The organism is Streptomyces odontotermitis, assembly GCF_050510915.1.
Taxonomy (GTDB): domain Bacteria; phylum Actinomycetota; class Actinomycetes; order Streptomycetales; family Streptomycetaceae; genus Streptomyces.
Genome location: NZ_JBNJLS010000011.1, coordinates 165116 through 188025 on the forward strand (window position 1 = coordinate 165116; position 22910 = coordinate 188025).

A 22910-nucleotide genomic window follows, 5' to 3' on the forward strand; every position below is an offset into this window, starting at 1 on the left:
CGCACCGCTATGCGTCCACCTCCACCAGACGCTTGCCGTCGAACGTCTGCACCTCGAAGTGGTCGATCTGGTTCCGGTCGAACGCGGCGCCGCCGTGGACATACAGCGGGTAGCGGGCGTCCTCGTGCGGGCTGTCCTTGATGCCGTAGCCCCACGCCGGGACGGACCAGGACGTGACGGTCTCCTTCTCCCCGTCCTTGCCGACCGCGATGAGCGAGCACTTCAGGGGGCCCTTGACGTTCTTCAGCTCCAGGACCGTGTGGGTGCCCCAGGGCTTGTCCTCCGTGCCGACGGTCGCGGTGACCTTGGTCGCCGGGTCGGTGCCGTGGACCTTCTGCGTCATGTGGTGGAAGAAGGCGTCCTTCGCCGGGCTGGTGGAGTGCGGCTCGGCCACCTGGTTCGTGCCGCCGTCGTCGGTCACGGCGACGACGGTGAGCGGGCCGCCGATGATCAGCGCGGCCGCGGCCGCCACCAGGTAGAGGCCGCGCCTGCGCTTCCGGGCACGCTTGGCCGCCACCTCGTCCATGAGCCCGTCCGCGAGGCGCGGGCTCGGCTCGGTCACGAGCTGCTCGCCGCGGCCCATGGCGCCCGGCCCGTCCGGCAGGTCGGCGAGCGCGGCCAGCATCGGCTCCATGCCGGAGAAGTCCTCCAGCTGCCGCGCGCACAACTCGCAGTCCGCCAGGTGCTGTTCGAAGGCCGTCGCCTCGGCGTCGTCGAGGACGCCGAGTGCGTAGGCGCCGACCGTCTCGTGGATGTCGCCGACGCGTTCGCCGCGCGCCGGTCGGCCGTAGGACTCGGTCATGCCGTCACCCCCCGCTCCTCGAGCGCCAGCTTCATCGAGCGCAGCGCGTAGAAGACCCGTGAGCGCACCGTCCCGCTGGGGATGCCCAGCGTCTGTGCCGCTTCATTGACCGTACGCCCCTTGAAGTAGGTCTCGACAAGTACCTCGCGGTGCGCGGGGGTCAGATCGTCGAGCGCGTCCGAGAGCGTCATCAGCCACAGCGCCTTGTCTATCTCGTCCTCCGCGGGGATGACCTCCAGCGGCGACGGATCGACCTCCTGCGGCCGGGCCTGCCGACTGCGGTGGCCGTCGATGACGATGCGGCGGGCGACCGTCACCAGCCAGGGGCGGACCGAACCGGTAGCCCGGTTGAGCTGACCGGCGTTCTTCCAGGCACGGATGAGTGTTTCCTGTACGACATCTTCGGCGCGCTGCCGGTCTCCCGCCACCAGTCGGAGCACATAGGCGAGAAGTGGACCCGCGTGTTCGCGGTACAGCGCCTGCATCAACTCCTCATCGGCGCCCATCGGTCGGGGTGCTCGATGAGAAGGCTGCCGGTGCTGTCGAGCACGCCGGGCCCGTGGCGGGCGTTCATCGGCCACGGCGGAATCCTTGCGCACGTCTGCCTCCGGTGTCCGCGTTTCGGTCGCTGCTCACTCCCGAGTTACGTACGCCGACGTGCGTGCGTTCAACGCCTCCTACGCAGAGGCGGGTTCAGGGTTGCGCGAGCGCCGCCCGGCGCCGGTGCCGGGCCACCCGCTCGCGGTTGCCGCACACCTCGCTGGAGCACCAGCGGCGGCGGCGCCCACGGGACGTGTCGAGGTAGATGATCGGGCAGTTGTCGCCCGCACAGCGGCGCAGCCGGGCGCGGGCCGCCGGGTCGGTGAGCAGCAGGACGGCGTCCTGGGCGACGGCCGCGAGCAGCGCCGTGCAGGTGGGGGCGGTGTGCAGGGCGCGGATGAGGCTGCCGTCGGCGGCGCGGGCGGCCCGCGGGGCGGGCGGGGCCGGGCGGGCGCGGGCGTTGACCCGGTCGAGGGCGCCGGGCGCGGGCCGCCCTTCGAGCTCGCCGCGGACCAACTCGCCGATGTCGGCCCGTAGTTCACGGAAGGCGTCGAGCCACTCGGGGCCCGCGTGGCGCAGCGGGGTGCCCTCGGGGAGGAGTCCGGAGCCGGTGAGCCAGGCCGCGAGCCGCTCCACCTGGTCGAGGCGTTCGTCGGGGTGCGCGGTCGCGAGGAGGTCCAGGCAGCAGCGGCCGGAGTCGAAGCGCAGCTCGTACGGGGACGGGGGCGGGGACGAGGGCGGAGTCGGGGACGAGGGCGGGGTCGGGGACGGTGGCGTGGCGGTGGGGGCCATACCTTTACAGTGCCCCTCCGGCCACGTTGTCGGAACCCAACGGCCGTGCGTGGACGCTCGCTTATGGAGATGCACCGCACGGCCATGGCTGGTTCCGGCCCGCTCCGGTTGACTGATCCGCATGACAGAGAACAAGGAGCGGCACAGTGCCGCAGGGGTGGTTCTTGGGGCGGCCACGGCCGCCATGGGCCTGATCGCCGGGGCCTTCTACGTCTTCTCGTGCGCGGTGATGCCCGCGCTCGGACGCAGCGACGACCGGGTCTTCATCGAGGTCATGCAGAACATCAACGACGTGATCGAGAATCCCGTCTTCTTCCTCAGCTTCTTCGGGGCCCTGGTGCTGACCGCGGTCTCCTCCTGGCAGCTGCGCGGGGCGAGTTGGCGGTGGTGGGTGTGGGCGGCGCTGATCGTGTACGTGGTGGCGTTCGTGCTCACGTCCGGGGTGAACGTGCCGCTCAACAACGACCTCGCGGACGCGGGCGACCCGGCGAAGATCGCCGATCCGGCGGCGGTGCGGGACACGTTCGAGGACGCATGGGTGGCGTGGAACGCGGTGCGGGCGGTGCTGTGCACGATCGCGCTGGTCTGCCTGGCGCGGGCGCTGGTCCTGTACGGCCGCTTCGGCAGGGCGCGGCGGGCCGGCTCCGGGGCGGCTCAGCCGTCCGCGTACTTGGCGTCCGCCGCCGGGTCGAGCGAGAGCCGGTAGCCCCTCTTGACCACCGTCTGGATCAGCTTGGGCACCCCGAGCGCCGTCCGCAGCCGGGCCATCGCCGTCTCCACGGCGTGCTCGTCCCGGCCCGCCCCCGGCAGGGCCCGCAGCAGCTCGGCGCGGGCCACGACCCAGCCGGGGCGGCGGGCCAGGGCGCGCAGGAGGGCCATGCCCGCGGGCGGTACGGGGCGCAGCGCGCCGTCGACGACGGCGGCGTTGCCGCGGATCTGCACGGTGTGCCCGGCGACGGGCAACGTCCGCGCGCGGGACGGGAGTTCGGTGCACAGCAGCTGCACGAGCGGCCCGAGCCGGAACCGCTCCGGCTGGACGGTGCCGATGCCCCGGGCCTGCAGCGGCACCGCGGTGACGGGCCCCACGCAGGCGGCCACGACGTCGTGCGACAACGCCTCGACGAGCTCCCCTCCCATTCCCCGCTCCTCCGCCCGGGCCAGCAGGGACGCGGCGGCGGGCGCACTGGTGAAGGTGACGGCGTCGACGCCGCGCGCCACGGTCTGGTCGAGCAGCCGGTCGACGGGGGCGAGGTCCTCGGGCGGCAGCCACCGGTACACGGGCACGCCCACGACGTCCGCGCCCCCGGCCCGCAGCGCCTCCACGAACCCGGGCAGCGGCTCCCCGTGCAGCTGCAGCGCGATGCGCCGCCCGTCGACCCCCTCGCCGAGCAGCCGCTCCAGGACCTCCGCCATGGACTCGGACGACGGCGACCACTCCTCGGTGAGCCCGGCGGCCCGCACGGCGCCCTTCACCTTGGGCCCGCGGGCGAGCAGCTCGACCCCGCGCAACCGCTCCAGGAGCGCCTCCCCGAACCCCCACCCGTCGGCGGCGGCCAGCCACCCCCGGAAGCCGATGGCGGTCGTGGCGACGACCACGTCCGGCGCGTGGTCGATCAACTCCTTGGTGGAGGCGAGGAGTTCACCGTCATCCGCGAGCGGCACGATGCGCAGCGCCGGGGCGTGCAGGACCCCGGCGCCACGGCGCTGGAGCAGCGCGCCGAGCTCGTCGGCGCGCCGGGCGGCGGTGACGCCGACGGTGAACCCGGCGAGGGGCCCGTGCCGCGGTTCCTGCTGCGGCGCCTGTTCCGCTTCCTGCTGCGCTTCCTTCTGGGGGTCGTACATGGGAGGGAGCCTGCCAAGGGGCCGTGTCGGACCCGGATCACCGGGATGTCGTCCGTGTTACATGCGTCGTCGGCGCCGCGTCCCGCGTCACACCTCGGCGTACGACAGCTGGGGCTCGGATTCCCGGGCGGCCTGCTCGGTCCGCGGCGCGGGCGCCGTACGTCGAAGGTATACGGCGTAGGTGACGAGGAAGCAGGCGGCGTAGAAGACGAGGAAGGCGACGAAGGCCCCGGTCCCGGTCCCGGCGCTGTCGAAGGACTGCCGGAAGGCCAGATTGATCCCGAGCCCGCCGAGCGCGCCCACGGCCCCGATCAGCCCCATGGCGGCCCCCGACATCCGCCGCCCGTAGGCCGCGGCCTCCTCCCCCGTCAGCCCCCGCGCACCGGCCTTCGCCTGGAAGATCCCCGGGATCATCTTGTACGTGGACCCGTTGCCGAGCCCCGACAGCACGAAGAGCGCGACGAAGGCGCAGGTGAACAGGGGCAGCGACTTGGTCTCGGAGGCAATGACGACCACTCCCGTGGCGGCGGCCATGGCGACGAAGTTCCACAAGGTGATGCGCGCCCCGCCGAACCGGTCGGCGAACCGCCCGCCCACGGGCCGGATGAGCGAGCCGAGGAGCGGCCCGATGAAGGTGACGGAGGCGGCTTCGAGGGGCGTCCGCCCGAACTGCGTCTGCAGCACGAGCCCGAAGGCGAAGCTGTACCCGATGAACGACCCGAACGTCCCCACGTACAAGAAGGCCATGATCCACGTGTGCGCGTCCCGGACGGCCTCCCGCGCGGCACCGGCGTCGTTCTTCACGGTGGCGAGGTTGTCCATGAACAGGGCGGCGCAGACGGCGGAAACAAGGATGAGCGGAATGTAGATCCCGAGAAGCAGCCGGGGCCCTCCGTGCAGCCCGATGACGGCGAGGGCGACGAGCTGAATGACAGGAACCCCGATGTTGCCCCCACCCGCATTGAGCCCGAGCGCCCACCCCTTCTTCCGCAGCGGGAAGAAGGAGTTGATGTTGGTCATGGAGGAGGCGAAGTTGCCGCCGCCGACGCCGGTGAGGAGCGCACAGACCATGAAGGTCGTGTAGGACGTCCCCGGCTCCATCACGACGAAGGCGGCTACGGCGGGGAGCAGCAGCAGACTCGCGGCGACGACGGTCCAGTTCCGCCCCCCGAAGAGGGCGACGGCAAAGGTGTAGGGCACCCGGACGACCGCCCCGACGAGGGTCGCCATCGACACCAGGAAGAACTTCCCGGCGGGGTCGATCCCGTACTCGGGCCCCATGAACAGGACCATGACGGACCACAGGGTCCAGATCGAGAACCCGATGTGCTCGGAGAGAACGGAGAAGGCGAGGTTCCGCCGCGCGACCTTCTCCCCTCCCTCATGACTCCAGAAGTGCTCGTCCTCCGGATCCCACCGCTCGATCCTCCGCTGGCTCCATCGCTGGCTCCATCGCTCGATCCGCGCCATGTCACACGCCTCCACGGGGTTGCGTCCGATCCACGTCCCCGAACGTAGGGAGGGCGGATTTCGTGGCTGTGGCGCGAAGTGACTGGCGGGGAACGTTGCTCTCACGTGGGGGTGGGGCGGGCGGTGAGGGCCATTGACGGGGGTACGGGGCGGCGGGATCAGCGGTTCACGGACTGCACTTCCTTGACCACCACGTTCTGGTCCGCGCCGAACTCGCCGTCGGGCAGGGTGTCCCCCTCGTCCGTGGTGCTCGTCCAGCTGACCTTCCACGTGACGGTCGCCTTGAGCTTGTACGAGCCGTTGTCGGAGGAGCGCAGGTACTTCACGCCGCACGGCGGGTCCTGGTTCGCCTTGCCCTTCGCGTACGGCTCGCCGATGCGGCCGCCCTCGATCGGGCAGACCCCCGAGGCGGGGAACGTCTCGGCGTCGCCCGTGCCCGGGTCGATCTTCAGGGACACCGGCTCGGCGGTCGTCGTCGCGGACAGCCCCGTGCCCGGGAGGCTCGCGGTCACCGAGATCTTCTTGAACTTGGCCTTGTCCAGCCAGGCCCACGTCGGCAGGTTGACCTTCGTCTCACCCTTGGGCGCGAGCTTCACCTCGGTGCCGGGGATGGGCAGTTCCCCGTACGCGTACTCGGCGAGGATCTTGGGCGAGACCGCGAGCTTCTCCTTGGGAGGCTCACCGTCGTCGACCCAGAAGGGCGGCTTGTCGCACGCCTTGGCCGCCGGGTCGTCCTCGTGCCCCTTGGCGATCGCGGCCGCCCAGAACTTCCCCTTGCCCTGCTTGTCGAGGTTGTAGTCCTTGTAGGGGTGGCCGTCCTTGTAGTAGCTGTCGAAGACCGTGCCGACCACCTCGCCGATCCCGAAGATCGGGATCGACCGGATCGCCTTGACCGTGGCCTCGATCTGCTTGGGGGTGTAGGCGGGCTCGTACCAGCAGGCCGGCGGGTCCCAGTTGCTGTTGGCGGGGGTGAGCGTGCCGGTCTTCGTGGACTTGGGGGCGCCGTTGACCGTCGTCTGGACCTTGGTCTCGACGCTGAGGTTCTGGCCTTGACGGTCGCCCTTGGCCTCACCTTCGTGCGTGGTCCCGCCCTTGCCGTTCTTGCCAGCTGCGTTTGCGAGGCCCGGTACTGCCACCAAGGACAACGCCACCACGGGCACCAGCAACCACCCGGCCCCATACCGCTTCACAGGCACTGCTTGGCTCCCGTCTTGGACGTGACGGACTCCGTTACCCATACGCCCTTCGGGTTCTTCCTCAGCCTCGTGTTGTAGAAGGCGTAGTCATCCTTCGATGCCGGAATCGACTTGTCCACCTTCCCCGTCTTCCGGTCCTTCGGGTAGGACTTCGTCTCATCCACGCAGTACGTCACCGCTGCAGTGCCCGACTTGAAGAACGTCACCTCACGGTTGAAGTACCGAGTGGTCCCGACCCAGCTTCGGCCGTCCTTGTAGAAGCCCTGGACGTAGTCGGCCGCAGTCAGAAGAGCGTCACCTGACGAATAGAACTTCAGCGCCGGATGGTTCTTCGCATCGACCGTGATCGCTTCATCGATCGAGTCGATGCGTCGGGCGTTGTCCGCCAGGACGGCGTCCTTCTTCGGATCCCCTGTCTTGCTCCCCTCGTAGACGTTCTTCACGTCCTTCGGCAGCTTGATCTCCGGCCGATCGACCCCGTCGTCCGAAGCCGACGCCGAAGGCGAAGCCGACTTCGACTTGCCACTGTCGGCGCCCGCGATCTTGTCGCTGTCCTTGTCCTTCGAGTCACCGCCACTGCCACAGGCAGAGAGCGATAGGACCGCCGCAGCAGTCAGGGCGGCCGCTGCGAGCAAGGCGGGTCGGCGGTTCACGGTCAGCTCCAGACGAGACAAGGGTTCTCTTGAGTGAAGCCAAGCTATCCAAGGGATCAACGCGAAGGCCACGGCGGGCATCGCCACCCAAGCCGCATTTCTGGACATACGTCCCGCACGGTTACAGCATTGACGCATTCCGAACACGCTTCGCGGCACGGCGATCACAGGGCGGCGTGAGCCGTCTCACGCCCGCCCCTTCAACATCGCGAAGTTCACCCCCAGTTACGCCGCCCGACGCCGCCCCCTCCCCGAGGCGGAGCCGCCCTTCGCCCCGTTCGGCCACAGCCTCGGCCCCCGCTTCGCCGCCAGGTCCTCGACCCACCCCACGGCCACCACCATCAGTCCGATCAGCGGCCACACCAGCACGAACATCCACACCATGTACGTCGTGTCCAGCGCGTGGCTCCAGCGCTCGTTCTCCATGAACGGGAGGTCGTACGCCTGGTCGATGATCGGGACCGTCGCCATGATCAGGAGGTTGTGCCAGAGGTAGATGGTCACCGCCCTGTTGTTGGAGAGCGTGACCAGCTTGTCCCATTTCGCCAGGCGGCCGGGGAACTCCTTCCAGGACGGGGAGTACTGGAGCAGGATCACCACGAAGCCGAGCGACCACGTCGCCTGGGCCAGCGGGATGTCGTTCAAGTCCCAGCCGTCCGGGCCGAGATGACCCGACGCCCACCACAGGCCGAACGCCATCACGATCGCCGACACGGACACCGCCATGTAGCGCGGCACCCGGGCCAGCACGCCCTCCTGGTGCGCGAAGCCCAGGACCCAGCAGCTGCCGTACACCCCGAAGTCCGAGACCGCGTTGCCCGTCTCGCCCTGGATGGTGACGACACCCGACGTCAGGACCGCCGTCAGGGCCAGCGGAGCCAGCAGCGTCGCCCACGGCACGCGGCGGAAGGCCCAGAGCAGCAGCGGTGACGCGATCACGAACCACAGGTACGCGCGGATGTACCAGAGCGGGCCCGCGGCCTGCGCCGGCCAGGTGTCCTCCAGCAGGCCCGCCTTGTCCCCGAGGTGCCAGGGGAAGGGGGGAGCGCCCACCGGGAAGATGTAGTTGACCATGCTGACCAGGCCCCATGTGCCGCCGTGGTCCGGGTCCTCGCTCACGTTCCAGCCGCCCCAGAAGAGCAGCACCAGGACCGCTGCGCTGAAGACCCACATCGGGGGGAGCAGCCGGCGTATGCGGCCTCTGATCACGCCCCACGCCGGGCGGTTCAGCGAACGCGCCATCAAGGAGCCCGCCAGCGCGAACATCACGCCCATGGAGGGGAACAGGATCGTCAGCCACGCCCAGCCGAAGAGGTGGTAGACGACGACGCGGACCAGGGCCAGGGAGCGGAGCAGGTCCAAGTAGCGGTCGCGGCCCGGCTTCTTGGGGGCAGGCGGGGCGACGGGCCCGGCCTGCTGAGGGAGGGCCTGCTGGGGCGGGACCTGCGGCAAGGGGCTGGTCTCACCCAAGGACCCGCCCGGTACATAGCTGTGGCTCATCCGACGGGCCTCCGATCATTGCTGCCCGCCGATGTCCGCTGACGCGGAATGGAACCGGGCGCTTCCACCACCCCTGTGCGCCGGAGCTTCTGCCAGCGCAGCCGGCCTCCGGTGAGAGCGGTGATCCAGGACTGCAGCAGCACCACGTACATGAGCTGCCGGTAGAGGATCTGCTGGAGGGGCAGCGAGATCAGATGGGTCATGCGTTCGCGGTCCAGGCGGAAAGCGTACGCCGCGCAGATCGCCTGCACCGCGAGCACGCCCAGCCACGCGGCCACGGTCTTCTGGGTGGGGCCGAAGACCAGGCCGTAGAGGAGGAATACGTCGATCAGGGGCGCGAGGAGCGGTGCCAGGACCATGAACAGGGACACCAGCGGCAGGCCGACCCGGCCGAAGCGGCCCGAAGGGCCTCGCTCCACCACCGCGCGGCGGTGCTTCCAGATCGCCTGCATCGTCCCGTACGACCAGCGGTAGCGCTGCGACCAGAGCTGCTGCACCGTCTCGGGCGCCTCGGTCCAGGCGCGGGCCTTCTCCGCGTAGACGACGCGCCAGCCGTCGCGGTGCATCGCCATGGTGATGTCGGTGTCCTCGGCGAGCGTGTCGTCGCTCATGCCGCCGACCCGTTCGAGGGCGGTGCGGCGGAAGGCACCGACCGCGCCCGGGATCGTCGGCATGCAGCGCAGCACGTCGTACATGCGGCGGTCGAGGTTGAAGCCCATCACGTACTCGATGTGCTGCCAGGCGCCGATCAGAGAATCCTTGTTGCCCACCTTCGCGTTGCCCGCCACCGCGCCCACGCGCGGGTCACCGAAGGGCTGCACCAGCTCACGGACCGTGGACGGCTCGAAGACCGTGTCGCCGTCCATCATCACGACGATGTCGAAACGGGCGTTCGCCAGGCCCCTGTTGAGGGCGGCGGGCTTGCCCGCGTTGTGCTGGCGGACCACCCGGACGTTCGGCAGGGCGAGGCTCTCCACCAGACGGGCCGTGCCGTCCGTGGAGCCGTCGTCGATGACGACGACCTCGATGGGGTGGTCGCTCGCCATGAGGGAGCGGACCGTGTTCTCGATGCATTTCGCTTCGTTGTACGCGGGGACCAGGACCGAGACCGGTTCCGTGATCGGGCGGCCCCAGTGGAAGTTCCGGCGGCGCACGCGGCGTGCGTGGATGGCGGACAGGAGCAGCATCAGGGCGAAGCGCAGGAAGACGAGGGAGCCGATGACCGCCAGGCAGACCACCAGGACCTCGGTGATGTGCTCGGAGGCGGACACCAGGAAGACCCACGCCCTGCCCTTCCAGAGCTCCACGCCGGTCACCTTCGTGTGCGCGCTGGGGGCGCCCAGGGCCTCGGTGAGGTTCGCGAACGTGTAGCCCCTGCCCTGGAGTTGGGGCAGGAAGCGGTCGAGGGCGGCGACGGTCTGGGAGCGGTCACCGCCGGAGTCGTGCATGAGGACGACGGCGCCCTTGCCGCCGTGGGGGGTGGCGCGGCGGATGATCTCGTCGACCCCGGGGCGCTTCCAGTCCTCGCTGTCGGTGTTGTTGACGACCGTGAGGTAGCCGCGGTCGCCGATGTACTGCGTCACCGGCCAGGACTTGTCGTCCATGGCGTCGGCGAAGGAGGAGTACGGGGGGCGGAAGAGGGACGTGCGGATGCCGGCCGCGCCCGCGAGCGCCAGCTGGTTCTGGGACAGCTCCCAGTCGATGCGGCTCTTCGACTGGTAGGAGAGATCGGGGTGGTTGAAGGTGTGCAGGCCCACCTCGTGGCCCTCGTCGACCATGCGCTGGACGAGGTCCGGGTAGCGCGAGGCCATCGTCCCGGTGACGAAGAAGACCCCGTGGGCGTGGTGCTCCTTGAGGACGTCCAGGACCTTGGGGGTCCACTCCGGGTCGGGGCCGTCGTCGAAGGTCAGCACGAGCTTGTGGTCCGGGACGCGCAGGCTCGCCTCCCGGCCGCCGCGCGTGTCGATGACCGGGCCGCCCTCCAGGACCTTCTCCGGGACGTGGTCGGTGGCCACGGGCGGGCGCACGCGGTGGTCGGCGAGGATCTCGCTGTGCACGTACCCGCGCAGCATCAGCATCGCGAGGAGCGCCACCAGGAGGAGCGAGGCCAGCAGATAGCGCATGGGCAGCCGGCGGCGCCGGGGCGCGCGCGGGGCTCTTCGGCTCCCCTGACGCTGAGCGCGGCTTCCCTGGGCGCGGCTGTTCTGGGCGCGACTGTTCTGGGCCCGGCGTGAACGGGCCCTGCTGGAACGGGAGTTCATGGCTGTACGACCTCCGGGGCGGACGCGCTGCCCTCGGGGGCGTGGTAGCTGGAGCTGGCGTAGGTGGCGGTGGCCTGGCCGCCCGCGACGGGGCCGGGGCCGCCGCCCTCACCGCCGCCGCCGGAGACGGTGCCCGGGTCCGGGGACTCGGTGGGCGGGTCGACCGGCGGGTCCGAGGTCTTCGTCGGGTCCGGGTCCGGGGTGGTGGTCGGCTTCCCCGTCGGGTCCGGGTCGGGCTTGGTGGGCTTGCCGGTGGGGTCGGGCTTGCCGCCGCCCGTGGACGTGCCGGGGTCCGGCTTGCCGGACGCGTCGCCGCTCGGGGTGGCTCCCGCGGTGGAGCTCTCGCCCGGCTCGGGCTCGACGGCGTTGGTGCCCGAGGCGCTGGGCCCGGGGGTGGCGCCGGGGGTGGTGGACGGGCTCGCCGGATCGGTCGGGAGCTGGGAGGTGTCCACCTTGCCCGCGGGCTTGTCGGACTCGGGCTTGGACCCCTGCACGGGCAGCCAGGGCGCGCTGGAGTTGCCCGAGAGCAGGGTGGCGACGATGACCACCGCGTAGGCGGCGCAGGCCAGGCCGACGATCACGCCGATCCTGCGGTACCTGCGGCTGCGGCGGCCCGTCTCGTCGACGAACACCGGTCCGTCCGGCGGCTCTTGGTCACGCTGTGCGGACAGGTCCGCCAGCTGTTGTCCCACCCCGTCGATCTGAACGGTGACCTCGTTCGGATCGTGGGTATGCCCTCGCTGGGCATCCTCTCGCCAGTTCTCCATGCGTACGCACAACCCCCCAGGCTGCTCTCACTTCGGGCGCGCACGACTCCCCGGGCACTTGCCGTCCGGACCGGGCCCCCACCCGATCCGAGCGCCCCCCCTACCACACCGCGCCCGGACCATGAATGTAGCGCACGCCGATGACAGCGGTGGTTCTGAGTCACTCCTGACTCATCATGATGAGTGCATCTGCGGCCGGAACCCACCCGTTCCCGGGCCGGATCAGCCACCCTTCGGCGACGGCGAGTTCCGCCGCGGCAGCCCGCAAAGCCTCAATACCGGGATGTACCTGCCCTTTTCTCCACACCAGTGACACGGGCGACAGCGGGACGGGGTCGACGAGGGGCCGCAGGACCGCGCCGGGCATGGCCGGAAAGTCCGCCACGGCGAGGGCCGGATTCCGCTTCTTCGCCATGATCCGCCCGAACTCCTCGGTGCCCACGGCGAGCGGCTCCGGCGGCGCGACCCGGATGCCCCGTCCCGCGAAGAGCCGCCGGGCCAGGTCGGTCCACTCCAAGGTCCCCTCGTTGCCCGCGCCCGCGTACACGGTCTCGCCCGCGAGCTCCCCGAGCGGCACCGCGTCGAGCCCGGCGAGGCGGTGCCCGAGCGGCAGGAGCACCGCCATCGGCTCGTACCGCACCGGCTGCTGGGCGAGCCGCTCCCGCAGGGCGGCGCCGAGCCCCGCGTACCGCCCGAACGACGCGTCGAGGAGCCCGTCGACGATCCCCTGGGCCGCGCCGGTGAGCCCGCTCTCGAAGCGGGCCATCAGCTCGCAGTCCGGCGCGAGTTCACGGGCCCGCTCCAGGACGCGGCCGGAGAACAGGCCGGGGCTGTTGAGGTCCACCAGAAGCGGCCGTGCCGCGCGCTCCCCGCCCCTCCCGAAGGCGCCCACCAGCTCGTCCTGCGCCTCCAGCACCCGCCGCGCATACGGAAGGAGCCGCTCCCCGGCTGCCGTCATGACGACCTGCCGCGTCGTCCGTACGAAGAGCTCGGCACCCAACTCCCGCTCCAGGCGCCGGACATCGCGACTGAGCGCCTGCTGGGCGACGTACAGCCGGGCGGCGGCCCGGGTGAAGTGCAGTTCCTCGGCGGTGGCGACGAAGGCGCGGAGCAGCCGGGGCTCCACGTCACGGGGTGTGCGGCCGGGTGCGGTCATCCCGTGAACCTACGCGAACTCACAACACAGGTGCGTGAATCAGCCCCCAGAAGGTGTTGGACCGGGCCCGCCCGCCCCGGTGAGGCTGAGCGCATGCCCCCTGCCGAACACCCGTCCCCCACGCCCCTGTTCACCGTCGTCGGCGACACCCTCGTGGCGGCACCCCGCCCGCGCGCGGAGCCCGAGCGCCGCCGCGGACGGAGCGACAGCCCGTACGCCCGTCTCTTCCGCGTCCCGGGAGCCCGCGCCTTCACCATCGGCAACCTCATCGCCCGCCTGCCCATGGGCATGTTCAGCGTGAGCGCCGTCATCATGATCTCCGGGGCCCGCGGCTCGTACGCGCTCGCGGGCGCCGTCACCGCGACGGGCCTCGCCGCGACGGCGCTCGTCGCGCCCATGACGGCGCGGCTCGTCGACCGCCACGGGCAGGCCCGCGTCGCCGTGCCCGCCACCGTCCTCGCCGCCCTCGGCTCGCTCGCACTGCTGCTCTGCGTGCGGTACGGGGCGCCGGACTGGACCCTGTTCGCGGCGTACGCGGCGACGGCCACCACACCCAACACCGGAGGGATGTCGCGGGCGCGCTGGGCGCACCTCCTGAAGGGCGACGCCTGCGCCGTGCACACCGCCAACGCCTTCGAACAGGCCGCCGACGAGCTCTGCTTCATGCTCGGCCCGGTGCTCGCGGCCTTCCTCTGCGGCACGTTCTTCCCGCAGGCGGGCACCCTGGTGGGCGCGGTGCTGCTGCTGACCGGCGTCCTGGTCTTCGCCGCCCAGCGCGCCACGGAGCCGCCGCCCCAGCCGAAACACGCCTCTACGAAGGTGAAGTCGCCCCTCCACGCGCGCGGGATGCCCGCGCTGCTCGCCGCGTTCCTCGCCACCGGCGCCGTCTTCGGCTCGATGGAGGTCGTGACGATCGCCTTCGCGGACGAGAACGGCCACAAGTCGGCCGCGGGCGTGGTCCTCGCCCTCCAGGCCGCCGGTTCCTGCGCGGCGGGCCTGCGCTACGGGGCCCTGAGTCCGCGCGGCCCGCTCCCCCGCCGCCACGCCCGCTGTCTCGCCGCGATGACGGCCCTGATGACCCTGCCCCTGCTCGCGGCCGCCGCCACCGGCTCCCTCGTGGCGCTCGCCCCGGCCCTCCTGCTCGCCGGGACGGGCACGGCCCCGACGATGGTCACCGGCATGACGCTGGTCCAGCGACGCACCCCCGAGGGGCAGCTCAACGAGGGCATGACCCTCGCCGTGACCGGCCTCCTCGGGGGCATCGCGTGCGGCGCGGCGGCGGGCGGCGCCGCGGTGGAGCACCTGGGCGCCACGGCGGCCTACGGCGCCCCGGTCGCGGCCGCCGCCTGCGCGCTGCTCATCACCGCGCTCAACTCCCCGCTCAGCAGCGGGCGGGCTTGACCCACGAGCACTCCAGCTCGCCCTCGCCCCCGGCCGCGCGGCGCTCCGCCCGCACCTTCGCCGGTACGGCCTTGTCCTCGGTGGACTGCGCCAGCGTGACGACGATCGCGTCCTCCAGGGCCTTCACCGACGCCGGCAGGTAGTTGTTGAGGACGATGCTGAAGACGAGCTCGCGCCCGTTCGCGTCCTTCACGTACCCGGACAGGGCCGAAGCGCCCGTCAGCGTCCCCGTCTTCGCGTGCACGTTGTGCGCCGCCGGAGTCCCGCACATGCGCGAGCGCAGGGTGCCGCCGACGAACTTGTCCGGCTCGCACGCCACCGGCAGCGAGCGGTACCAATCCGCGTACCAGGGCGCCGACTTGACCGACCGGAGCAGCGTGATGAGCTGGCCCGCCGGGATGTTGTCCTTGCGCGAGAGCCCGGACCCGTCGACCTGCCGGATCCGCCCCGGGTCGAAGCCGGTGGTCTTCAGATAGCCGTGGATCGCGGCGAGCCCGTCGTCCCAGCTCCCGGGCCGCCCGGTCGCCTCGTACCCCATGGCCTTCGTCAGGCTCTCCGCGTGCATGTTGTTGGACAGCTTCATGAACGGGATCAGCAGGTCCTTCAGCGCCATGGAGTCGTGCCCGGCGAGCCGCTTCGCACCCTTCGGAGTGGCGACACCGGCCTTCGTCGGGCCACTCACCCGCACCCCGTGCGCGGCGAGCGCGTCCCGGAAGACGGCCGCCGCGTACCCGGTCGGCTCCCAGACGGTGGCCCACTCCTTGGTGGTGTCCCCGCCCACGGGGACGGTGCCGCTCACGGTGATCACGTTCTTCCCGTGCTGCCGCTCGACGGCGATGGTGTCGTCACCGCCCGCGGCGACGGTCGTGGCCCGCAGATCGATGTCCACGTAGTCGGTCTTCGGGGTGACGGTGACGCGCGGCGCGTCCCCCGCCTTCGCACCGGGCGCGACCTCGACGATGACCGTCCCGGTGTCGTAGTCGGTGTCGGGCGCGACGCTCAGCGCGGAGATCTGTGCCGCGTAGTACGAGGACTCGTCGTCGCCGCCCCAGGTGTCCCCGATCCGCCGGGCGTCGAAGCGGGTGTCGTCCGCGACGAGCCGCCCCGACACCTTCCTGACCCCCGACTCGGCGATCTTCGCGGCGAGTTGGTCGTAGTCCTTGGCGAGCGTCGTCGGGTCCCCGGTGCCGCGCAGATACAGGTTCCCCTTGAGCACCGGCCCGTGCCGCTCGCCGTCGGTGAGCACATCGGTGGTGAACCGGTGGTCGGGGCCGAGGAGTTCCATGGCGGCCGTCGAGGTGAGGAGCTTGGTGTTGGACGCGGGCATCAGCCTGCCGCTGGGCAGGTGCTGGTACAGCACGTCTCCGGAGGCGGCATCGGCCACCACCACGCTCGCCGCCCCGCCCTCCATGCGGGGATCGCCGAGGATGGCGTCGATGGCCTCGGGCAGCCCACTGCGGTCGGAGTCCGCCCCGGCCGGAGCGCTGAACGAGAGGGAGGCCGCCGCGACGGCGAGCACGGCGGGCCAGATCCAGTGGCGCATACGGGTGTTGACGCGTCTCACGGGTCTACTCATGACCCTGGAGCATCCCGGAAGAAGCGGCACGGCAAAAGAGCACCCACGGCCACTGCGGGCGACGGCGCCGAGACACCCTCACGACGGGCCCCACGACAGGCCCCGCGACAGGCCCCGCGAAGGCGCTACGTCAGACCGCCCTACGCCAGGCCCCACGAGCGGCGTCGCTGGGGCGGCAGCGCCGCCAGCAGACCGAGCGCCGGTGGAGGTGCCGAGGGGGACTCGCCGTCGCGGCGGCAGACCAGGGCGTCGGGGTCTCCGGGCGGAGGCTGAAGGCTGTAGCCCTCGGGGCAGTTGGGGCCGGGGGCCCCGTCGTCGCCTTTGGGACCCGGCTCGCCCGCTGGACCAGCGGGACCTGCGGGACCGACAGGACCTGCCGCACCGTCCGCACCCGCCGAGCCGGGTGGACCAACCGCCCCTTGAGGGCCCGGCGCCCCGTCCAGTCCTTTCGCACCGTCCACACCATCTGCCCCGTCCACACCGGACGCACCCGTCGGCCCGGGAACCCCGGGCTTCCCCTGCCCCCCTCGCTCCCCCTGCGCGCCCTGCTCACCTCGCGGCCCTCTCTCCCCGCTGACCCCGCGTGCGCCGCCCGCGCCCGCCTTCCCCTCGGGCCCGCGCGTGCCGGGGGTCGCCGTGGGCACCCGGACCCGGGCGAGCAGGTCGTCGATGGCGTCGGCGGGGTCCGGTGCGGCAGGGGTGTCGCCGTGTGCCCTGACCTGCGCGCGCAGCGTCCGCACGTCACGCGCGAGCGTGGACACGGCCGCGCCGCGCCGGTCCGCCTCCACCGCGAGCCGGTCGGCCCGGCGGTCACCGGCGTCGATACGGGCCCAGAGGATCACCGAGACACCGGAGAGCGCGAGCAGGACACAGACGAGGAACACGAGGCGCCAGCGGGGGGCCAGGAGTTGCTCAAGCCGGGTCACAGCGTGCCTCCGAGCCGTTGGTTGTCGATCAGCAGCCGGGCGATCTCTGTCTGGTCATGGGTGTGCAGGGCGTTCAACTCGGCGAGTTTCGCGTCGCGTTCGGCGACCTGCCGCTCCAGGCGGTCCCGCTCGCTCTGGAGCTTCTCCGTGAGGCTGGAGTAGCCGTTGAGCGCGTTCTCGCCACGCTTGCCGAGGTACGCCACCAGGGCCGCGCCCAGAGCTCCCAAACAGGCGAGGAGGGAGCCGAAGAGAGTGACGGTGGCATCCAAGCGACTGCCTCCTGCTCTTGCCTCGTACTGACTGCACTCACTCTCGGTAACGAGTCACATGCCTGGAGGATGTGCCCACCATCCAGCCAACAGCCGTGCTGTGCACGGGAGTTGACAGAGCACGCGACGGTGTCCACCTCCCGGACTCCGGGCACGGAAAAAGCCCCCCGGCCGGTGGGCCAGAGGGCTTTCGCCTCACATGGGATGAGTGGAGATGGCGGGAATCGAACCCGCGTCCAACGGTGCAGAATCAGGGCTTCTCCGTGTGCAGTTCGCTGTGATTTTCTCGGCCCCGGTGATCTCGCGAACAAGTCTCCGACGGGCCCAGTCACTGTTTGATTTCCTCCCAGACCCCGTGACCGGGTCTAGAAGTTTAGTTCCCTAGCTGATGCCAGGATCCGGGTCGGGAACAGCCCCGGGCTGACACTTCGCAAAGTCGCTACTTAGGCAGCGAGGGCGAAGGAATCGCGCTTGGTGTTGGCGATTATTGGTTGCGACATATGGTTAACGAGATCATTGCCGCTTCCTCGACACGCTTCCCCTGCTTCGACATCCGCTGTCGAAACCGATCATCCCCATGTTGATTTTTCAAAGTGGGCCTCGCGACCCGGTGTCCCGTCACCAGCGGAACGTGCTCCATCGTACGTGACCAACGCACGACGATGCCACCGTATTCCTGACGGCTAGGCGATGCCCTGACGCCGCCGGGCCGCCGAGATCGCGCGGTTCGTCTCGCGGGTGTCCTGCTTCTCCCGCAGCGTCTGCCTCTTGTCGTACTCCTTCTTGCCCTTGGCGAGCGCGATCTCGACCTTGACCCGGCTGTCCTTGAAGTACAGCGCGAGGGGCACGATCGTGTGACCCGTCTCCTGGGACTTGGACTCCAGCTTGTCGATCTCCGCGCGGTGCATCAGGAGCTTGCGCTTGCGCGTCGCGGAGTGGTTGGTCCACGTGCCCTGGACGTACTCGGGGACGTGGATGTTGTGCAGCCACGCCTCGCCGTGGTCGATGTGCACGAAGCCGTCCACCAGGGAGGCCCGGCCCAGACGCAGCGACTTGACCTCGGTGCCCATGAGGACCAGGCCGCACTCGTACGTGTCCAGGATGTGGTAGTCGTGCCGCGCCTTCTTGTTCTGCGCGATCATCTTGCGGGCGGGTGCCTTCTCGGCGGCCTTCGCGGCCTTGCGCTTTACCTTTTCCTTCGCCATAGTGCGGCCATTTTCGCACTAGGAGGGGGGCCCGAGGCCAGTCAATACTGTCTCGGCCCGGGACTCGGCCCCGTCCTCGACCTCCAGGTCGGGCGTGATGCCCCGGCCGTCGACCGCGCGCCCCGAAGGAGTGCGGTAGTGCCCCACGGTCAGCTCGGCCACGGAGCCGTCCGGGAGGCGGCTCGGCATCTGGACCGAGCCCTTGCCGAAGGTCCTGGAACCCACGACGACCGCGCGGCCGCGGTCCTGGAGGGCGCCCGTGAGCAGCTCGGCCGCGCTCATCGTCCCGCCGTCGACGAGCACGACCACGGGTCTGGCCGTGTCGCCGCCCGGCTCCGCGTGCAGGGCCCGCTGCTCGCCCCGTACGTCGTACGTGGCCACCAGGCCGCCGTCGAGGAGCGCGGAGGAGGCCGTGACCGCCTCCGTGACCAGGCCCCCGGAGTTGCCGCGCAGGTCCAGGAGGATCCCGGCGCCCTCGGGAGCGGCGCGGACCGCTTCCCGTACGCGTGCGCCGGAGCCCTTGGTGAAGGCGGCGACCTTGATCAGGACGGCACCTCCGGAGAGGTGGGTCACGGCCACCGAGTCCGTGGACAGGCGCGCCCGGTGCACCGTCTCGCTCCACGCGCGCGTGCCGCGCTCCAGGCGGAGCTCGACCGGGGTGCCCGCGTGGTCGCCGCGCAGCAGGGCGACGACCTCCGTGATGGGGCGGCCCCTGACGCGCTCGCCGTCCACCGAGCTCAGCCGGTCGCCCTCGCGGATCCCGGCGCGGTCGGCGGGACCGCCCTCCTGGACGCGCGAGACCTCGATGCCGCCGTCGGCCGCGCGCCGGGCCCACAGGCCCACGCCCGTGTACGCGCCCTCGAGGGCCTGCTCGAACTCCCGGTACTCGCCCTGGGAGTAGACCGATCCCCAGCGGTCCCCGCTGCGGCTGACGGCGTCCTCGGCGGCCTTCTTGGGGGACTTGCCGTCGGCCATCGCCTCGGCGGCGGCGTCCGCGGCCTCGTCGGCCGGATCATCGGGGGCGGACGGCGGCGCGGGCGGCAGCGGCGCGGAACGGGCCGCTGGAGTGGCGGATTTCCGGCCCTCGGGCACCGTCTCGCTCCATGAGCCGGTGGCCGCGCCGGTCGCGAGGACGCTTGCGAAGACCAATGTCAGGGTCGCCCCGCGGCGGATCCGTCGGGGCCGCGAGTACCGGTCGAGACCTGACATGACGGTGAGTCTAGGACAACGAAGGGCGCCGTACGGCTCGTTGAACCGTACGGCGCCCAAAGCCCCGTGGGGCCCGCGTCACACCTTGAGGTACTTGCGCAGCGCGAAGAACGCGGCGAACGCGGGCATCAGCAGCCCGATCGCGAGCACCAGCGGCATCTTGGCCAGGACCGCGTCCCAGCCGACGAACTGGATCAGGTTGACCTTGTCGGCGAGCGCGAGGCCGTGGTCGACGATGAAGTACCGCCCGACCATCATCATCCCGCAGGCGACTCCGGCCCCGATGAGACCGGCGACGGCGGCCTCCATGATGAACGGCAGCTGGATGTAGATGCTGGACGCGCCGACGAGCCGCATGATGCCGGTCTCGCGCCGGCGGCTGAACGCCGAGACGCGCACCGTGTTGACGATCAGCATCAGCGCGACGCTCAGCATCAGCGCCATCACCGCGGTCGCCGCCCACTTCATGCCGTTGAGGAGGCCGAAGAGGTTCTCCAGGTAGGTCTTCTGGTCCTGCACGGACTGCACGCCCTCACGCCCGGAGAAGGCGGTCGCGACCACCTTGTACTTCTCCGGGTCCTTGAGCTTGACGCGGTACGACTCCTGCATCTGGTCCGGCGTCAGGGAGTTGGACAGCGGGGAGTCGCCGAACTGCTCCTTGTAGTGCTTGTACGCCTGGTCGGCCGACTCGTACATGACCTTCTCGACGACCGGCATCTTCTTGAGGTCGCTGAGGATCAGCTTCTTCTGCTCGGCCGTGACGGCGCCCTTGGCGCACTTGGGGTCCTGCTGGGCGTCGGCCTTGTTGCACAGGAAGATCGAGACGTTGACCTTGTCGTACCAGTAGCCCTTCATGTTGCTCACTTGCTGGTTCATGAGCAGCGAGCCGCCGAAGAGGGCGAGCGACAGGGCCACGGAGACGATGACCGCGAAGGTCATCGTGAGATTGCGGCGGAGACCGACGCCGATCTCCGACAGGACGAACTGGGCGCGCATGGCGTCCTTTCAGTGGATCAGAAGCGGTGGGGCGGAGCGGGTCCTCAGTGCTGGTAGCCGTAGACGCCGCGCGACTGGTCGCGGACGAGACGGCCCTTCTCCAGCTCGATGACTCGCTTGCGCATCTGGTCCACGATCTGCTGGTCGTGGGTGGCCATCACGACGGTGGTGCCGGTCCGGTTGATGCGGTCGAGGAGCTTCATGATCCCGACGGAGGTCTGCGGGTCGAGGTTGCCGGTCGGCTCGTCCGCGATCAGCAGCTTGGGCCGGTTCACGAAGGCGCGGGCGATCGCGACGCGCTGCTGCTCACCACCGGAGAGCTCACCCGGCATGCGGTCTTCTTTGCCGCCGAGCCCCACCAGGTCGAGCACTTGGGGCACGGCCTTGCGGATCTCGCCGCGGGGCTTGCCGATGACCTCCTGCGCGAACGCGACGTTCTCGCCGACGGTCTTGTTGGGCAGCAGGCGGAAGTCCTGGAAGACGGTGCCCAACTGGCGCCGCATGTGCGGCACCTTCCAGTTGGACAGGCGCGCGAGGTCCTTGCCCAGGACGTGCACCTGGCCGTGGCTGGTCCGCTCCTCGCGGAGGATCAGCCGCAGGAAGGTGGACTTTCCGGAGCCGGAGGACCCCACCAGGAAGACGAACTCGCCCTTCTCGATCTCGAGGGAGACGTCCCTGAGGGCGGGCCGGGTCTGCTTGGGGTAAGCCTTGGAGACGTTGTCGAATCGGATCACGGATGCACCACGGGTTGCCGGGGGTAGGTGTGCGTGACCATACGCGAAGCGGGTACGGGAGCGCAGTCGGCGTCCTGAGTTGCGCGATTTGTCGTGGATGAGGCCCCGATTCGAAGCGGAACGGATCGGTGGGAACCGGCCCGGATCCGGCGAGCGTGCTCCTGTGCGACCGGGCGACGCGCGCCGAAATCCACAGAAGCTGGCACAGTGGTAGGGGGAACGGTTGAGTTCCCCCTAGCGTTGGGCAGGGTGAGCCTTGCGGAGGAGGAGTGGCGCATGACCTATGACCGGTTGGTGTGCGCGAACTGCGCGGCGCCTGTCAGTGAAGGCCGCTGCCCCGTGTGCCGGGCGAACCGTGAGCGCATGCAGCAGGAGGGCCCCTTCGGCGGCCTGAGCCCGGCCGCCCTGATAGGGCTTCTCGTGGTGCTGATCGCGGCGTTCGCGCTGCTCGCGCACCAGACGGTGTGAGCACGCGCCACGACAGAGGGTGAGCATCGGCAAGCCGAGCATCACTGGGCGTACGGATCCGTGACACCTAGACACGTACGCGAGAAGGGCCCCGGAGCCGACTGGCTCCGGGGCCCTTCTCTTGACGCTTCAGGCGTCGCGCGTCGCCCGGATCAGGCGGCGGCGCCGCGGTTGCCGACGAGGCGCGGCAGGATACGGAAGCCGATGCCGCCGGCGATCATCGTGGCGGCACCGATGACCAGGAACGTGGTCTCGGCGGCACCCGTCTCGGCGAGCTCGCCCTTGTCCTTGCCCTTGTCGCCGACCTGCTCGACCGGCTTGGTGCCGGTCTGGCTCAGGCCGTCCTTGCCCTTGCCCTGCTCGACGGGCTTGGAGCCGCCGTCGGGGTTGGTGCCGTCGTGGTCACCGCCACCGTGGGTCGGCTGGCCCGTGGGCTCGCCGGTCGGGTCGGTCGGCTCGCCGGTCGGGTCCGTGGGCTCGTCCGTCGGGTCCGTCGGCTCGTCGGTCGGGTCGGTCGGCTCGTCCGTCGGGTCCGTGGGCTCGTCGGTCGGGTCGGTCGGCTCGTCCGTCGGGTCCGTGGGCTCGTCGGTCGGGTCCGTCGGCTCGTCCGTCGGGTCCGTCGGGATCACCGTGGGGTCACCGGTCGGGTCGTCGCCCTTCGGGCCGTGCACGTCGACACCCACGCCGTCCTCGTCCACGCTGGCGTTCACGCCCGCGCCGCCGAGGTCCACGCCGAGGTCCAGGGCCGAGGCGGCACCGGCGGCGGACAGCGAGGCACCGGCGGCGATCACCGCGCCGGCGGCTATCCGCGCGACACGGATCCGCGTCTTCTTGGTCATGTGGCTGCTACCCCCAGTAGCTGATCGTCAATGAGGCAGCGCCCGGGGCCGCATTCACCGGGGCTCGCGATCGGCCCCCACTGATCACACGCGCCCCAGATATACGCATGCCGCCCGCTAGCCTTTCCACTTTTCAGACCACCGTCAAGGTCGTTGCGTGCGCGATGTCCGTTATGCGGTTGGTTGACCGGCGTACGGAGATGTGACTGTGACGTAAGAGGCACTCCGGGCACACAACAAAGGCAACTGCCGCCCGGAAGGGGACAGTTGCCTTGTCGACAAAACGCTGCTGAGCTGCGCGTGATTCC

The 22910-nt window shown here is 70.7% G+C and carries 22 protein-coding genes and 1 other RNA gene; 3 read left to right on the top strand and 20 right to left on the bottom strand.

Annotated features, from left to right (window positions below):
* Positions 1-7: 7 nt before the first annotated feature.
* From ACQB60_RS28110 to ACQB60_RS28120, 3 genes are all read right to left on the bottom strand, one after another.
* A complete protein-coding gene (locus tag ACQB60_RS28110) occupies positions 8-802 on the bottom strand; it encodes a zf-HC2 domain-containing protein (protein ID WP_496928868.1) in 795 nt (264 codons plus the stop codon).
* The gene (locus ACQB60_RS28115) at positions 799-1401 is read right to left on the bottom strand and encodes a sigma-70 family RNA polymerase sigma factor (RefSeq protein WP_496928869.1); all 603 of its coding nucleotides are present in this window, start codon (positions 1399-1401) and stop codon (positions 799-801) included. Before ACQB60_RS28115 ends, ACQB60_RS28110 begins: the two co-directional genes overlap by 4 nt.
* A 94-nt stretch (positions 1402-1495) precedes the next feature.
* Positions 1496-2134, bottom strand: coding sequence for a CGNR zinc finger domain-containing protein (locus ACQB60_RS28120; RefSeq protein WP_496928870.1), 639 nt, complete (start codon positions 2132-2134; stop codon positions 1496-1498).
* A gap of 121 nt (positions 2135-2255) precedes the next feature.
* Here ACQB60_RS28120 and ACQB60_RS28125 point away from each other — a divergent pair, with 121 nt between their 5' ends.
* Complete coding sequence (locus ACQB60_RS28125; protein WP_496928871.1) at positions 2256-2840, top strand: anthrone oxygenase family protein; 585 nt, start codon at positions 2256-2258, stop codon at positions 2838-2840.
* On the opposite strand, the gene ACQB60_RS28130 is transcribed toward ACQB60_RS28125, so the two are convergent.
* The 8 genes from ACQB60_RS28130 to ACQB60_RS28165 all read right to left on the bottom strand — a co-directional run bounded on the left by ACQB60_RS28130 (position 2789) and on the right by ACQB60_RS28165 (position 12979).
* Positions 2789-3976, bottom strand: a complete 1188-nt coding sequence (locus ACQB60_RS28130) for a uroporphyrinogen-III synthase (protein WP_496928872.1) — start codon at positions 3974-3976, stop codon at positions 2789-2791. The two genes, ACQB60_RS28125 and ACQB60_RS28130, sit on opposite strands and share 52 nt — an antisense overlap.
* Before the next feature lie 87 nt (positions 3977-4063).
* Positions 4064-5446, bottom strand: a complete 1383-nt coding sequence (locus ACQB60_RS28135) for a nitrate/nitrite transporter (protein WP_496928873.1) — start codon at positions 5444-5446, stop codon at positions 4064-4066.
* Between the two features lie 158 nt (positions 5447-5604).
* Positions 5605-6606, bottom strand: coding sequence for a hypothetical protein (locus ACQB60_RS28140; RefSeq protein ID WP_496928956.1), 1002 nt, complete (start codon positions 6604-6606; stop codon positions 5605-5607).
* Between the two features lie 26 nt (positions 6607-6632).
* A complete protein-coding gene (locus tag ACQB60_RS28145) occupies positions 6633-7295 on the bottom strand; it encodes a hypothetical protein (protein ID WP_496928874.1) in 663 nt (220 codons plus the stop codon).
* 225 nt (positions 7296-7520) lie between these two features.
* The gene (locus ACQB60_RS28150; RefSeq protein ID WP_496928875.1) at positions 7521-8795 is read right to left on the bottom strand and encodes an acyltransferase family protein; all 1275 of its coding nucleotides are present in this window, start codon (positions 8793-8795) and stop codon (positions 7521-7523) included.
* Positions 8792-10918, bottom strand: coding sequence for a bifunctional polysaccharide deacetylase/glycosyltransferase family 2 protein (locus ACQB60_RS28155; RefSeq protein ID WP_496928876.1), 2127 nt, complete (start codon positions 10916-10918; stop codon positions 8792-8794). The genes ACQB60_RS28150 and ACQB60_RS28155 overlap by 4 nt, the downstream gene beginning before the upstream one ends.
* A gap of 134 nt (positions 10919-11052) precedes the next feature.
* Positions 11053-11748 carry a hypothetical protein gene (locus ACQB60_RS28160; RefSeq protein WP_496928877.1) on the bottom strand — a complete coding sequence of 232 codons (696 nt, stop codon included), beginning with the start codon at positions 11746-11748 and terminating at the stop codon, positions 11053-11055.
* 235 nt (positions 11749-11983) lie between these two features.
* Positions 11984-12979, bottom strand: a complete 996-nt coding sequence (locus ACQB60_RS28165) for a LysR family transcriptional regulator (protein WP_496928878.1) — start codon at positions 12977-12979, stop codon at positions 11984-11986.
* Positions 12980-13072: 93 nt separating this feature from the next.
* Between ACQB60_RS28165 and ACQB60_RS28170 the strand changes: the two genes are divergently transcribed.
* A complete protein-coding gene (locus tag ACQB60_RS28170; RefSeq protein ID WP_496928879.1) occupies positions 13073-14380 on the top strand; it encodes an MFS transporter in 1308 nt (435 codons plus the stop codon).
* On the opposite strand, the gene dacB is transcribed toward ACQB60_RS28170, so the two are convergent.
* The 8 genes from dacB to ftsE form a co-directional block, all read right to left on the bottom strand.
* The gene (gene dacB / locus ACQB60_RS28175; protein ID WP_496928880.1) at positions 14361-15956 is read right to left on the bottom strand and encodes a D-alanyl-D-alanine carboxypeptidase/D-alanyl-D-alanine endopeptidase; all 1596 of its coding nucleotides are present in this window, start codon (positions 15954-15956) and stop codon (positions 14361-14363) included. The two genes, ACQB60_RS28170 and dacB, sit on opposite strands and share 20 nt — an antisense overlap.
* 140 nt (positions 15957-16096) lie before the next feature.
* Complete coding sequence (locus tag ACQB60_RS28180; RefSeq protein WP_496928881.1) at positions 16097-16882, bottom strand: collagen-like domain-containing protein; 786 nt, start codon at positions 16880-16882, stop codon at positions 16097-16099.
* A complete protein-coding gene (locus ACQB60_RS28185; RefSeq protein ID WP_496928882.1) occupies positions 16879-17151 on the bottom strand; it encodes a hypothetical protein in 273 nt (90 codons plus the stop codon). The genes ACQB60_RS28180 and ACQB60_RS28185 overlap by 4 nt, the downstream gene beginning before the upstream one ends.
* A gap of 206 nt (positions 17152-17357) precedes the next feature.
* Positions 17358-17728, bottom strand: a transfer-messenger RNA (tmRNA) gene (ssrA, locus tag ACQB60_RS28190).
* A gap of 106 nt (positions 17729-17834) precedes the next feature.
* The gene (smpB, locus tag ACQB60_RS28195) at positions 17835-18356 is read right to left on the bottom strand and encodes an SsrA-binding protein SmpB (RefSeq protein ID WP_496928883.1); all 522 of its coding nucleotides are present in this window, start codon (positions 18354-18356) and stop codon (positions 17835-17837) included.
* An 18-nt stretch (positions 18357-18374) separates the two neighbouring features.
* Positions 18375-19565, bottom strand: a complete 1191-nt coding sequence (locus tag ACQB60_RS28200; protein WP_496928884.1) for a S41 family peptidase — start codon at positions 19563-19565, stop codon at positions 18375-18377.
* Positions 19566-19643: 78 nt separating this feature from the next.
* Positions 19644-20561 carry a permease-like cell division protein FtsX gene (gene ftsX / locus ACQB60_RS28205; RefSeq protein WP_384839038.1) on the bottom strand — a complete coding sequence of 306 codons (918 nt, stop codon included), beginning with the start codon at positions 20559-20561 and terminating at the stop codon, positions 19644-19646.
* A 44-nt stretch (positions 20562-20605) separates the two neighbouring features.
* Positions 20606-21295 (bottom strand): cell division ATP-binding protein FtsE, encoded by a 690-nt coding sequence (ftsE, locus tag ACQB60_RS28210; protein WP_384839035.1) that lies wholly within the window; start codon positions 21293-21295, stop codon positions 20606-20608.
* Positions 21296-21571: 276 nt separating this feature from the next.
* On the opposite strand from ftsE, the gene ACQB60_RS28215 reads away from it, so the two are divergent.
* Positions 21572-21763, top strand: a complete 192-nt coding sequence (locus ACQB60_RS28215; protein WP_496928885.1) for a hypothetical protein — start codon at positions 21572-21574, stop codon at positions 21761-21763.
* A 152-nt stretch (positions 21764-21915) separates the two neighbouring features.
* On the opposite strand, the gene ACQB60_RS28220 is transcribed toward ACQB60_RS28215, so the two are convergent.
* On the bottom strand, positions 21916-22602 hold the full coding sequence (locus ACQB60_RS28220) for an LPXTG cell wall anchor domain-containing protein (RefSeq protein WP_496928886.1): 687 nt from the start codon (positions 22600-22602) through the stop codon (positions 21916-21918).
* Between the last annotated feature and the right edge of the window lie 308 nt (positions 22603-22910).

Coding starts and splice junctions, on each gene's coding strand:
- ACQB60_RS28110 (WP_496928868.1), bottom strand. CDS start 802: ATGACCGAGTCCTACGGCCGACCGGCGCGCGGCGAACGCGTCGGCGAC.
- ACQB60_RS28120 (WP_496928870.1), bottom strand. CDS start 2,134: ATGGCCCCCACCGCCACGCCACCGTCCCCGACCCCGCCCTCGTCCCCG.
- ACQB60_RS28125 (WP_496928871.1), top strand. CDS start 2,256: ATGACAGAGAACAAGGAGCGGCACAGTGCCGCAGGGGTGGTTCTTGGG.
- ACQB60_RS28130 (WP_496928872.1), bottom strand. CDS start 3,976: ATGTACGACCCCCAGAAGGAAGCGCAGCAGGAAGCGGAACAGGCGCCG.
- ACQB60_RS28135 (WP_496928873.1), bottom strand. CDS start 5,446: ATGGCGCGGATCGAGCGATGGAGCCAGCGATGGAGCCAGCGGAGGATC.
- ACQB60_RS28150 (WP_496928875.1), bottom strand. CDS start 8,795: ATGAGCCACAGCTATGTACCGGGCGGGTCCTTGGGTGAGACCAGCCCC.
- ACQB60_RS28155 (WP_496928876.1), bottom strand. CDS start 10,918: ATGCGCTATCTGCTGGCCTCGCTCCTCCTGGTGGCGCTCCTCGCGATG.
- ACQB60_RS28165 (WP_496928878.1), bottom strand. CDS start 12,979: ATGACCGCACCCGGCCGCACACCCCGTGACGTGGAGCCCCGGCTGCTC.
- ACQB60_RS28170 (WP_496928879.1), top strand. CDS start 13,073: ATGCCCCCTGCCGAACACCCGTCCCCCACGCCCCTGTTCACCGTCGTC.
- dacB (WP_496928880.1), bottom strand. CDS start 15,956: ATGAGTAGACCCGTGAGACGCGTCAACACCCGTATGCGCCACTGGATC.
- smpB (WP_496928883.1), bottom strand. CDS start 18,356: ATGGCGAAGGAAAAGGTAAAGCGCAAGGCCGCGAAGGCCGCCGAGAAG.
- ACQB60_RS28200 (WP_496928884.1), bottom strand. CDS start 19,565: ATGTCAGGTCTCGACCGGTACTCGCGGCCCCGACGGATCCGCCGCGGG.
- ftsX (WP_384839038.1), bottom strand. CDS start 20,561: ATGCGCGCCCAGTTCGTCCTGTCGGAGATCGGCGTCGGTCTCCGCCGC.
- ACQB60_RS28215 (WP_496928885.1), top strand. CDS start 21,572: ATGACCTATGACCGGTTGGTGTGCGCGAACTGCGCGGCGCCTGTCAGT.
- ACQB60_RS28220 (WP_496928886.1), bottom strand. CDS start 22,602: ATGACCAAGAAGACGCGGATCCGTGTCGCGCGGATAGCCGCCGGCGCG.